Origin of the sequence: Burkholderia sp. BCC1644 (assembly GCF_902833225.1) — a bacterium.
Lineage (GTDB): Bacteria > Pseudomonadota > Gammaproteobacteria > Burkholderiales > Burkholderiaceae > Burkholderia.
The window spans coordinates 208,137-220,136 of the sequence record NZ_CADFEI010000002.1 but is presented as its reverse complement, the minus strand read 5'-3'; the positions used below and the strand labels follow the sequence as shown (position 1 = coordinate 220,136).

10 protein-coding genes are annotated in these 12,000 nt (G+C 65.5%); 4 read left to right on the top strand and 6 right to left on the bottom strand.

The genetic code is table 11. The annotated features are described in order from the left end of the window. Positions 1 to 31: 31 nt before the first annotated feature. Positions 32 to 1,765, bottom strand: coding sequence for a S53 family peptidase (locus HWX87_RS04325; RefSeq protein WP_176045946.1), 1,734 nt, complete (start codon positions 1,763 to 1,765; stop codon positions 32 to 34). A gap of 648 nt (positions 1,766 to 2,413) precedes the next feature. On the opposite strand from HWX87_RS04325, the gene HWX87_RS04320 reads away from it, so the two are divergent. The 3 genes from HWX87_RS04320 to HWX87_RS04310 are packed head-to-tail and all read left to right on the top strand — an operon-like array spanning position 2,414 to position 3,593. Beyond that, positions 2,414 to 2,737 (top strand): metalloregulator ArsR/SmtB family transcription factor, encoded by a 324-nt coding sequence (locus HWX87_RS04320; RefSeq protein ID WP_176046339.1) that lies wholly within the window; start codon positions 2,414 to 2,416, stop codon positions 2,735 to 2,737. After that, complete coding sequence (locus tag HWX87_RS04315; RefSeq protein WP_176045945.1) at positions 2,737 to 3,168, top strand: SRPBCC domain-containing protein; 432 nt, start codon at positions 2,737 to 2,739, stop codon at positions 3,166 to 3,168. Before HWX87_RS04320 ends, HWX87_RS04315 begins: the two co-directional genes overlap by 1 nt. Beyond that, complete coding sequence (locus HWX87_RS04310) at positions 3,165 to 3,593, top strand: DUF1801 domain-containing protein (RefSeq protein WP_176045944.1); 429 nt, start codon at positions 3,165 to 3,167, stop codon at positions 3,591 to 3,593. Before HWX87_RS04315 ends, HWX87_RS04310 begins: the two co-directional genes overlap by 4 nt. Before the next feature lie 104 nt (positions 3,594 to 3,697). Here HWX87_RS04310 and acnA read toward each other — a convergent pair whose 3' ends face one another. The 5 genes from acnA to HWX87_RS04285 all read right to left on the bottom strand — a co-directional run bounded on the left by acnA (position 3,698) and on the right by HWX87_RS04285 (position 10,879). Then, positions 3,698 to 6,415 carry an aconitate hydratase AcnA gene (gene acnA, locus HWX87_RS04305; protein ID WP_176045943.1) on the bottom strand — a complete coding sequence of 906 codons (2,718 nt, stop codon included), beginning with the start codon at positions 6,413 to 6,415 and terminating at the stop codon, positions 3,698 to 3,700. 52 nt (positions 6,416 to 6,467) lie between these two features. Beyond that, entirely contained in the window at positions 6,468 to 7,919 is a 1,452-nt protein-coding gene (locus HWX87_RS04300; protein WP_176045942.1) for a bifunctional 2-methylcitrate dehydratase/aconitate hydratase, read from the bottom strand. A 23-nt stretch (positions 7,920 to 7,942) separates the two neighbouring features. Then, complete coding sequence (locus HWX87_RS04295; protein WP_059237259.1) at positions 7,943 to 8,458, bottom strand: hypothetical protein; 516 nt, start codon at positions 8,456 to 8,458, stop codon at positions 7,943 to 7,945. A gap of 239 nt (positions 8,459 to 8,697) precedes the next feature. Further along, the gene (locus HWX87_RS04290; protein ID WP_176046338.1) at positions 8,698 to 9,705 is read right to left on the bottom strand and encodes an aldolase/citrate lyase family protein; all 1,008 of its coding nucleotides are present in this window, start codon (positions 9,703 to 9,705) and stop codon (positions 8,698 to 8,700) included. A 187-nt stretch (positions 9,706 to 9,892) separates the two neighbouring features. Next, the gene (locus HWX87_RS04285; RefSeq protein WP_175841728.1) at positions 9,893 to 10,879 is read right to left on the bottom strand and encodes a malate dehydrogenase; all 987 of its coding nucleotides are present in this window, start codon (positions 10,877 to 10,879) and stop codon (positions 9,893 to 9,895) included. Between the two features lie 288 nt (positions 10,880 to 11,167). Between HWX87_RS04285 and HWX87_RS04280 the strand changes: the two genes are divergently transcribed. After that, positions 11,168 to 11,992, top strand: a complete 825-nt coding sequence (locus HWX87_RS04280; protein WP_176046337.1) for a GntR family transcriptional regulator — start codon at positions 11,168 to 11,170, stop codon at positions 11,990 to 11,992. The last annotated feature ends 8 nt before the right edge of the window (positions 11,993 to 12,000 follow it).

Genomic DNA, 12,000 nt, shown 5'->3' with positions numbered 1-12,000 from the left:
ACGCCGCCGCGCGCCGGCCTTCATGCATCGCTCAGAACCCGCCCGACTTGATCAGCTGGTTGAGGTTCGCGATGTTCAGGCTACCGAAGCCCGTCGTCAGGTCCCAGCCGGTGCCGGCGGTATAGCCATACCCCTGATATCCGTTGTTGCCCGACACGACGTCATAGCGCACGAGCGACGGGTTCGACGGAATGTCCGCATAGAAGTTGCCGGCCGGGAAGCCGAGGCCCGTGCCGTTCGCCGCGAGCAGGCGCGCCCAGAAGCCCGTGAAGATCGGCGCGGCGAGGCTGGTGCCGCCGATCTGCTGCAACTGGCCGTAGTTGTAGATGTACGCGCCGGTGCTTTGCGCGGCGTCGAACGACACGTCCGGCAACTGGCGGTTGCTGCCCGATTGCCACGACGGCGCCGGCAGGATCGTGCTGACGCCGCCGCCCGTCGCCCACAGCTTGCCGTTGCCGTCGAGGCCTTCGTTCCATACCGTTTCGTTCGAGAACGCGCCTGCCGACGTCGTGTAGAGCGTCGTGCCGCCGATCGCGAGCACGTGCGGCGACGCGGCCGGCCACGACACCGTGTAGTTCGCGCCGTCCGGATAGCCGCGGTTGTTGCACTCGTACACGCCTTCGTCGCCCGACGATACCGAGAACGTCTGGCCCTGGGCGGCTGCCGTCGTGAAGATCTGCTCCTCGGCGTCGATCGTGCCGTCCGCGTTCGCGTCGGTTTCGCACCAGCCGAGCGACACGTTGATCACCTTCGCGGTGTTGTCCGACACCGCGCGGTTGAACGCCTGCGTGAGGCCCGTGTTGCCGCTTGCGTTGAGGTCGGCCATGTAGAACACGAGCTTGCCGACCTGGCCGCCGGCCGAGCCGACGATCGACTGGCTGTCGAGATCCCATTCGCCCTGGCCGTCCTGGTCGTCGGTGTAGCTGCCGCCCGAACCGTTGGTCTTGACGGTTTGCGTCGAGACCGTGCCGTAACCGTTGCTCGACGTGAACTGCTTCAGGTCCTGCAGCGTCTGCGACACGCCGCCGATCGTGATGATGCCGACGGTCACGCCGGCCGCGGTCGGCACGCCGGTCGCGTTGTAGAGGCCCGGGAATTCCTTCGGATAGTGGCCCGTCGCCGTGCCGGCCGCGAGCGCCTGCGGCTTCGCCACGTTGCCGATGCGCAGCATCGGATGCGCACGCGCGACGCTCTGCAGCCCGAGCACCGAGCCGACGACGTTGCCGAGCGCGCTCGGGACCTGTGCAGTCGATGCGTTCGCGAAGCCCGAGCGGCCCGCGTATTCGAAATGCACGAGCGACGTGTTGAACGCGGTCTTCACGGTGCCGGCCGTGCCGCTTGCAGAGACCAGCAGGCGGTTCGGCGCGACTTCGACGTTCACGAAGCCGCTCTTGTGCAGATAGTCGACGACCGACTTCACCTGCGCATCGGTCGGTGCGTAGTTGGCGAGGAACTGCTCGTGCGTCAGGTAATGACGGTAATGCGCGCTGCCGGGCCGGTTCACGTCGCGCGCCAGTTGCTTGAGTTGCGCCGCATTGCGCAGCTTCAGGCTGACGACGACGTTGGTCGTTTCACCGGCTGCCAGTTCGAGCGATGGCGCCGCACTGCGTGCCATCAACTGCGGGCCGGTCAGAAAGGCCTTCGTATGGGTATCGACCCAATCCGTCGTCGCATTCGCCGCAGCGGCAGCGAACACGAACGGTGCCACGCACGCCAGGCGGCGGGGCGACGGAAGGGGCAGGGCGAACCAGGCATTCCTTTTCATCGGGAGTCCTTTTTTAGGAGAGGCGACGTTACTGGAACCCCCGGCCCTTGTGGGGCCGCGAGCGGTGACGAGCGTAGGGCGTCGATGTCGTTCGGGTAGCTGCCAGTTTCCACAGCTGTCAGTTCTGACATCGACGCGTGCCGATGCAGGCGTGGTGCCGGACACGCCTGCGATGTCGCGCGCGGCGAACGGAACCGGTTCGTGGCACGACGGCGTGGCAACGCGTGACGTTGGTACGCACGAGTTGATCGTCGCGACGTCGAAACGCGCGCGATCGCGGAGCGGAAGGACGCGCGAATGCGTGGCGTTTGCGTGTCCGTTGCCGCGCACCGAGTCGCACTATGTGGTCAAACGAAGCGATGCGGCAGGAACGGATCCGCGCGTGCACAAAAAAGGGGCCGGTCAAACGCAAGCGTTTCCCGAACTGTGGAACGGCCCACCGGGCAGTCTTGCAGGCGGCTTTCGGATCGCGTGTCGCGATTGTGGATTAGAGGGAATGCTCGAATTCCGTGGCGGGCGCGAGCCGGCGCGACGCACACCTTTACCGCTCAGGATCGGACGATACCGTCCATGAAATTCCGCCTTGACGCGCGCCGTTCAGGAGATATCCTTCAATCCATAACCAACGGGTTATGGATTTTGGACGACATGCAGAACGCTCACGACATGCTTTTCAGGACGCTTGCCGATCCGACGCGCCGCGCGCTCTTCGAGCGGCTGTGCGCGGACGGCGAGCTGACGGTTGCCGCGCTGACGGCCCATGCGGGCGTCTCGCAGCCGGCCGTGTCGAAGCATCTCGGCGTACTGAAGCAGGCCGGGCTCGTGAATGACCGTCACGAAGGCCGGCAGACGCACTACAGCGCACAGCCGCAAGCGCTGGCCCCGCTGATCGACTGGACGAGCCAGATGGCAGGCTTCTGGCAGAACCGGTTCGATGCCCTCGAAGATCTGCTCAAAAGGATGGATCAGTGATGAACCAAGCCACTAACGAAACGCGCTCCGTCGTCGTCGAACGGGACCTGTCCCATCCGCCGGAGAAGATCTGGCGCGCGCTCACGCAACCGCACCTGATCGAGGCATGGCTGATGAAGAGCGACTTCGAGCCCGTCGCGGGCCGTGCCTTCAGCTTCCGCGCGGACTGGGGCTCGGTCGACTGCACGGTGCTGGCGATCGAGCCGCCGCGCACGCTGTCGTACACGTGGGCCGCGTATGGCCTGGAGAGCGTCGTCACGTGGACGCTCACGCCGACGCCGGCCGGCACGCACCTGCGGATGGAGCAGGTTGGCTTCCGCGCGGATCAGGAACAGGCGTACCGCGGTGCGCAGCATGGCTGGGTACGGTTCTTCGAGTCGCTCGAGCAGGTGCTGGCGCGCCCCGATGAAGGCACGGAGGCCCGCGCATGAGCACAACGGACCTCACGCCGTCGGAGCGCATCGATGCGCTGATTGCAGGTATTGCCGACTGGCGCGGCAAGACGTTCGACGACCTGCGCCAGACGATCCTCGCTGCGCAAGCGGGCATCGTCGAGGAATGGAAATGGATGGGCAGCCCCGTCTGGTCATGCGACGGGATGATCGCGGTGGCGAACGCGCACAAGGGCAAGGTGAAAGTGACCTTCATGCACGGCGCGCAGCTTCCCGATCCCGACAAGCTGTTCAACGACGGCCTCGACGGCAATGCGCGACGCGCGATCGATTTCTTCGAAGGCGACCGGATCGACAAGCGGGCGCTGAAGGCGCTCGTGCGCGCGGCGATCGAATACAACCGCACGCATCTGAAGAAGAACGCGCGAGGGGCGGCGAAGGCGCGCGGCGAGAAGGCGGCGTAGGGCGACGTAACGCGCAGGCAAAAAAAAGCCCGACACGAGGTCGGGCATCCAAATCGGCCGCAACCGCCCGCGAGGCGGCTGCGGCACCTGCAAAAGCCGCGCGCTTACGCTGCGAGCAGCGAGCGCAGCACGAACGGCAGGATACCGCCGTGCTTGTAGTAGTCGACTTCGATCGGCGTGTCGATGCGCAGCAGCACCTGCACGCGCTGCGTTTCGCCGTTCTTGCGGTTGATCACGAGCGTGACGTCCTGCTGCGGCTTGAAGTCGTCGCCGAGGCCTTCGATGTCGTACGTCTCTTCACCGGTGATGCCGAGCGACTGGATGCTGTCCGAGCCCTTGAACTGCAGCGGCAGCACGCCCATGCCGACCAGGTTCGAGCGGTGGATCCGCTCGAAGCTGCGTGCGATCACGGCCTTCACGCCGAGCAGTTGCGTGCCCTTCGCGGCCCAGTCGCGCGACGAACCCGTGCCGTACTCTTCACCCGCGAACACGACGGTCGGCGTATCGGCGCCGACGTACTGCATCGCCGCGTCGTAGATCGATTGCTGTTCGCCGCTCGGCTGGTGGATCGTCAGGCCGCCTTCGACGCGCGAGCCGTCTGCCTTCGCCGGGATCATCAGGTTCTTGATCCGGACGTTCGCGAACGTGCCGCGCATCATCACGTCGTGGTTGCCGCGGCGCGAGCCGTAGCTGTTGAAGTCGGCCTTCTGCACGCCGTTTTCCTTCAGCCACTTGCCTGCCGGCGAGTCTTCCTTGATCGAGCCTGCCGGGCTGATGTGGTCGGTCGTGACCGAGTCACCGAAGATGCCCAGTGCGCGCGCGCCCTTGACCGTCGGGATCGACGCAGCCGGCTCCATCGAGAAGTCGTTGCCGAAGAACGGCGGCTCGGCGATGTACGTCGACTTCGGCCAGTCGTAGACCTGGCCCGATTCGCCCTCGATCTTGCTCCAGAGGTCGCCCTTCTTGGTCAGCTTCGAGTAGTTGTCCTCGAACTTCTTCGGATCGAGCGCGAACTTGAGCAGCGCGTGGATTTCGTCGCTCGTCGGCCAGATGTCGCCGAGGTAGATGTCGCGGCCGCCCTTGCCCTTGCCGACCGGTTCCGTCATCAGGTCGCGCGTGATGTTGCCGGCGATCGCGTACGCGACGACCAGCGGCGGCGACGCGAGGAAGTTCGCGCGGATGTTCGGGTGGATACGCGCTTCGAAGTTACGGTTGCCCGACAGCACGGCTGCCGCGACGATGTCGTTCTTCGTGATCGCTTCGTTCAGTTCCGGCGTGAGGTCGCCCGCGTTGCCGATACAGGTCGTGCAGCCGTAGGCCGCGACTTCGAAGCCGAGCTTCGACAGGTAGGGCAGCAGGCCCGTCTTCGTCAGGTACTCGGTGACGATGCGCGATCCCGGCGCGAGCGAGGTCTTGATCTTCGGATCGACCGTGAGGCCGGCTTCGACGGCCTTCTTCGCGAGCAGGCCGGCGGCCAGCAGCACGCTCGGGTTCGACGTGTTCGTGCACGACGTGATCGCGGCGATCAGCACGTCGCCGTTCTTCACGTCGACGTTGTTGCTCGTCGTGTACTGCGTGTTCAGGTCGTCCGCCTTCTTCGCGAAGCCGTTTTCCGCGACCGGCTTCGAGAACAGGTCGGTGAACGTCGACTTGACGTTGCCGATCTCGATGCGGTCCTGCGGGCGCTTCGGGCCGGCCAGCGACGGGGCGACCGTCGCGAGATCCAGCGTCACGACCTTCGTGTAGTCGATGTCGCCGGCCTTCGGGATGCCGAACAGCTTCTGTGCCTTGAAGTAATTTTCGAACGCGGCGATTTCCGCCTTCGTGCGGCCCGTGCCTTCGAAGTAGTCGATCGTCTTTTCGTCGACCGGGAAGAAGCCCATCGTCGCGCCGTATTCCGGCGCCATGTTGCCGATCGTCGCGCGGTCCGGCAGCGACAGCGACTTCGTGCCAACGCCAAAGAACTCGACGAACTTGCCGACGACCTTCTCCTTGCGCAGCATTTCGGTGATCGTCAGCACCAGGTCGGTAGCCGTCACGCCTTCGCGCAGCTTGCCCTTCAGCTCGACGCCGACGACGTCCGGCGTCAGGAAGTACACCGGCTGGCCGAGCATGCCGGCTTCCGCCTCGATGCCGCCCACGCCCCAGCCGACCACGCCGATGCCGTTGATCATCGTCGTGTGGCTGTCCGTGCCGACGAGGGTGTCCGGGTAGTACACGGTGTCGCCGCCGTCCGCCTTCTTGTGGACGCCGCGCGCGAGGTATTCGAGGTTCACCTGGTGGACGATGCCGACGCCCGGCGGCACGACCTTGAACGTGTCGAAGGCCTGCATGCCCCACTTCATGAACTGGTAGCGCTCGTTGTTGCGCTGGAATTCCAGTTTCATGTTCAGGTCGAGCGCGTCCTTCTGGCGGAAGTAGTCGATCTGGACCGAGTGATCGACGACGAGATCGACCGGGACCAGCGGCTCGATCTTCTTCGGGTTCTTGCCCGTGCGCTCGGCAACGCCGCGCATGGCCGCGATGTCGGCGAGCAGCGGCACGCCCGTGAAGTCCTGCAGCACGACGCGCGACACGACGAACGGAATCTCGTCGACGCGCTTCGCCGTCGGCTTCCAGTTCGCGAGCTGCTCGATGTGCTCTTCGGTGATTTTCTTGCCGTCGTAGTTGCGCAGCACGGACTCGAGCACGATACGGATCGACACCGGCAGGCGTTCGATCTTCGTCTTCAGTTCCTTGCCGAGCTGCGGCAGCGAGTAGAACTTGCCTTTGCCGGAACCGCTGTCGAATTCCTTGAGGGTCTTGTGGAGATTGTGGGCCATGGTGATTTTCCTGGGTTTAAGGCTAGGAAACAAAGAGTCCTGTAGATGACGGCTATATCACATACAAGTCGACGTACTCATCGACCGGCATCGCTTCGAGCTTTGCCTGGTCCAGCGACACGTCGAGAATCGCTTGTTGCTGCTTTGCCGGGAAGCGGCGGGCGAGGTTGGTCCGGAACTTCTCGACCAGGAGCGGGATGCCGTCGGTGCGGCGCCGCCGATGGCCGAGCGGGTATTCGACCGCCACTTCGGCAAGCTTCGATCCGTCCGTGAACTCGATCGTCAGTGCATTCGCGATCGAGCGCTTGTCCGGGTCGTGGTAATCCTTCGTGAACTGCGGATCCTCGACGCATGCGGTCTTCGCGCGCAGCGCGTCGATGCGGGGATCGGCGGCGGCCGAATCTTCGTAGTCGGCCGCGGTCAGCCGGCCGAACAGCAGCGGCACGGCGACCATGTACTGGATGCAGTGGTCGCGGTCGGCCGGATTGGCGAGCGGGCCCTGCTTGTCGATGATGCGGATCGCGGCCGCATGCGTGCGGATCGTGATCTTGCTGATGTCGTCGGTCGTGCGGCCGGCGGCGGCGAGCTGCGCGTGCAGCTGCAGCGCGGCCTCGGCGGCCGTCTGCGCATGGAATTCGGCGGGGAACGCGATCTTGAACAGCACGTTTTCCATCACGTACGTGCCGTACGGGCGCTGGAAGCGGAACGGCTTGCCGTCGAACAGCACGTCGTAGAAGCCCCAGGTCTTCGCGGTGAGCGCCGACGGGTAGCCCATTTCACCCGTTTTCGCGATCAGCGCGAGGCGCACCGCGCGGGAAGTTGCATCGCCGGCCGCCCACGACTTGCGCGAACCCGTGTTGGGCGCGTGGCGGTAGGTGCGCAGCGCCTGGCCGTCGACGAACGCGTTGGATACCGCGTTGATCAGCTCGTCGCGCGTGAGCCCGAGCAGCCGGCCGACGACGGCCGTCGACGCGACCTTCACGAGCAGCACGTGGTCGAGCCCGACCGCGTTGAATGAATTCTCGAGTGCGAGGCAGCCCTGGATCTCATGGGCCTGGATCATCGCGACCAGCACGTCGCGCATCGGGAGCGGCTTCCGGCCGGCCGCGACGGCCGTGCGGGAGAGCCAGTCGGCCGTCGCCAGGATCCCGCCGAGATTATCGGACGGATGACCCCATTCGGCGGCGAGCCAGGTGTCGTTGAAGTCCAGCCAGCGGATCATCGCGCCGATGCCGAACGCGGCCTGCACGGGATCGAGCTGGAAGGACGTGCCGGGCACCTTCGCGCCGTTCGGCACGATCGTGCCGGGCACGACGGGGCCGAGCAGCTTGGTGCAGGCAGGGTAGGACAGCGCCTCGAGTCCACATCCGAGCGTGTCGATCAGGCAATGACGCGCCGTCTCCAGCGCGAGCGCGCTGTCGATGCCGGCGTTCAGCACGTAGTCGACGATATCGACGAGTACCGTATCCGGAGCAGGGCGGACGTTGGAGACCGGGGCGGACATCGAGGGGCCGAGGGGGAACGCGCTTAGTTCGTTGCCGGCTTCAGCTCGTTCGATTGCGTCGGCGCTGCCGTGCCTTGTGCCATTTCCGGCGTCACGCATTCGTCCGCGAGGCGCTCGCCGCCGTTTGCGTCCGAGAACAGCATGGCCTTGGTCGGGATCACGACCAGCTTGAAGCCTGCTGCCGGATCGTAGAACGTGTCGGCGCCCGTCGTCGTGGCTTGACGCGGCAGCTTGTAGTTCTTCTTCGCCCAGTGAACCGTGACGACCTGGTCGCGCTTCATGTCGCCGGCGAGGTCGAACGACAGGCCTTCCTTACAGGCCCACTTGACCGCGCCGTCCGGTACCGGATCGACCTTGGCAGCTGCGCGTGCCTGCGCCTTCTTGCTGCGCGGGATGATGCGCTTGGCCGGCGCCGGGCGCTTGGCGGTTGCCTTCTTCGCGGTCGTCGTGGCCGTACCCTGGGCAAACGCGCTCGGAGCCGACACCAGCATCGTGGCGGACAAGGCGCCGATGGCGGTAGCGATCAGGAGTTTCTTCATGGAGTCAGAACCTTTCGATAATCAGTTGACAAGGGCCGGCAATCGAAACTGCCGGCCGGTTTGAAACTGCACGCGCCCCGAAAGCGCGCAGCGGCCGCTATTTTCACCTATTTGGCCGCGTACATATCAGGTTTTCGGGCTCCGTTACGTTTTTTGTCGTTTCGCAAACCTCTGTCCGGTTTGCGCATCGGCGAATGCATGAAATTCGTGTATCTGGCGTTTCGGCCGGCGGCGCGCGCTTACGGCGCGGCGCCCGCGGCGGCCGGGCCGAACAGCGGCGCGGCCTCGGCCGGTACGGGCTGGCCGGTGGCGCGCGCGCGGCGCAGCACCGACCAGTAATAGCGATAACTCGCGCGATCGTGCAGCGTATCACCGTGGCGCGTCGGGCCCCAGTCGGCGGCCTGCGCGGCCAGCAGGATCTCGGCGGCCAGCGCGACTTCGTCGGTGCGCGGTGCGAACGCGTCGACGATCGGGCGGATCTGCGCGGGATGGATGCTCCACATGCGCGTGAACGCGAATTCGTCGCGCGCGCGGCGCGCATCGCCGGCCACGACGCTCATGTCGCGCACTTCGGTCGTCACGTTGTGCGACGGCGTCTTGCCGTGTGCGTGGCAGGCCGCGGCGATTTCCAGCTTCGCGCGGCGCACGAGCGGGTGTTCGAACTGGCCGGGCGAGCGCATCGCGGAATCGGGAATCGCGCCATGGTGCGCGGAAACGAAGTCCATCAGCCCGAAGCTCAGCGTGCCGACCGTCGGCAGCGCGGCGAGGGCAAAGGCCTGCGCAAGCGCGCCGTGCGTCTCGACCAGCACGTCGACCGGGATCGGCTGCGCGATGCCGAGCTCGCGGCGCGCGCCTTCGATGAACGCGGTCATTTCGGCGGCATCGGCCGCGTTCGCGATCTTCGGGAGCGTGATATAAGCCGGTGCGCGCGCGGCGCGCAGCACGATGCGGACGTCGTCGCGCCAGTGCGGGTGGGAAAAGTCGTGGATCCGGACGCCGATGCGGCCGAAGCGGTTCTCGTCGCTGCCGAGCAGGTCGGCGACGAGGGCCGCATGCGCGGCTTCCTGGCCGACGGCCGCGCCGTCCTCGCAGTCGAACGTGATGTCGAATACGGGACCCAGTTCGGCTTGCAGCGCGAGCGACTTGCGCATCAGCTTTTCGCTGCCCGCGTAATGATCGCAGCAGGGCAGGATCGCGGGCGGGGACGCCCCGTCGTACAGCACTTGTGCAGGAGTGAGCGCGGCCATCTCTTCGACGTCAGGGGAGCGTGTCAACGTGGAGAAAATCGGATTCGGGCAGGTTCTGGGCCGGTGCGCGGTGGGCGCGGGGCGGCAAAACGTGCGCGAATCGGATTGTGCGGCAGGGCCGGCGGCTGGCGCCGGCCCGGGCCGGAACCGGGTGGCCCGAGGGCCGCCCGGCAAGGGCGCGTGATGCTTAGTTCTTCAGCAGGTGGGCGACGCCATCGCGCTCTTCGAGCAGCTCGGCCAGCGTGCCGTCCATCTTCTCGCGCGAGAACGCGTCGATTTCCAGGCCTTCGATGCGCTTGTACTCGCCGTTTTCGCAAACGACCGGCACACCGTAGATGATGTCTTCGGGGATGCCGTACGAGCCGTCCGACGGGATGCCCATCGTGACCCACTTGCCGTTCGTGCCGAGGACCCAGTCACGGACGTGGTCGATCGCCGCGTTGGCTGCCGACGCTGCCGACGACAGGCCGCGCGCTTCGATGATCGCCGCGCCGCGCTTGCCGACGGTCGGGATGAACGTGTCGCGGTTCCACACGTCGTCGTTGATCAGCTTCAGCATCGATTCGCCTTCGGCGGTCGCGAAGCGGAAGTCCGGGTACATCGTCGGCGAGTGGTTGCCCCACACGGCGAGCTTCTCGATCGACGCGACCGGCTTGCCCGACTTCGCGGCGAGCTGCGACAGCGCGCGGTTGTGGTCGAGGCGCAGCATCGCCGTGAAGTTCTTCTTCGGCAGATCCGGCGCCGACTTCATCGCGATGTAGGCGTTCGTGTTCGCCGGGTTGCCGACGACCAGCACCTTCACGTCGCGGCTGGCGACTTCGTTCAGTGCAGCGCCCTGAACCGTGAAGATTTCAGCGTTTGCCGACAGCAGGTCCTTGCGCTCCATGCCCTTCGAGCGCGGACGTGCACCGACCAGCAGCGCGACGTCTGCATCCTTGAATGCAACCTTGGGATCGTCGGTGATCACGACGCCCGCGAGCAGCGGGAACGCGCAATCGTCGAGTTCCATCACGACGCCTTTGACGGCGCCTTGGGCTTGCGGGAGGTCGAGCAGTTGCAGGATGACCGGCTGGTCCTTGCCGAGCAGGTCGCCGTTCGCGATGCGGAACAGCAGGGAGTAAGCGATTTGACCTGCGGCGCCGGTGACGGCAACGCGCTTTGCGGGCTTAGCCATTGAAAATCTCCAGGACGGTTGAAGCGTTGGACGCTAGCGAAAACGCCATTCTATGCGCGTTGTGCGTAACGTTGCATTGAAGCAGGGCGGAGGACTCGCGATGGCAGACGCGGTGAACCTGGAGACGGCCGTGGCACGTAGCCGGGGACGCGCTGTTGCACCCGCGAACCCTTGCTCGACCGGGAGTGTAGGAGCCGTCACGCGCAAAGTCAAACGGTATCATATGTCTTATATAAGACAGATGTTTTGCGGAAATTGAGTGGACGAAAAAGTGCGGTTTGTGATGAAATGCGCGCCATGACATCGAACCAGGCGAATACCGCGAATCAGACCGGCGCAGGCGGCCCAGGGCAGCCGGGCGCGGGCGATCCCGCACCTTCGCCTGCGGCGCCGCCGTCGCCGACGTTCAGCCCGTTATACCAGCAGATTAAGTCATTGATCACGCAAAGTCTCGAAACCGGTGAATGGAAGCCGGGCGAGATCATCCCGAGCGAAGTGGAGCTCGCGGCCCGCTACAAGGTCAGCCAGGGCACCGTTCGCAAGGCGATCGACGAACTGGCCGCCGAAAACCTCGTGGTCCGGCGGCAGGGCAAGGGCACTTTTGTTGCAACGCACAACGAGGATCGCGCGCAATTCCGCTTCCTGCGTCTGCTGGCCGACGATGGTGCCGAACACCCGCACGTGAGCCGCCTGCTCGAATGCCGCCGCCTGCGTGCGCCGGCCGAGATCGCGCGGCAGCTCGACCTGAAGCCCGCCGATCCGGTCGTGCAGGTGCGCCGCCTGCTGGAGTTCGAGAACGAAGTGACGGTGCTCGACGAGATCTGGCTGCCGGGCGCGATGTTCCGCGGGCTGACGTTCGAGCGGCTGAGCGAGTACAAGGGGCCGCTCTACGCGATGTTCGAGACGGAGTTCGGCACGCGGATGATCCGCGCGACGGAGAAGATTCGCGCGGTCGCGGCCGAGCCTTCGGTGGCCGACCTGCTGCATGTGCCTGCGGGTTTTCCGTTGCTGTCGGTCGAGCGCGTGTCCTATACATACGGAGACCGGCCGGTGGAAGTGCGTCGCGGCTGGTATGTCACAACCGGGTACTACTATCAGAATGACTTGAGTTGAGTAGCTTC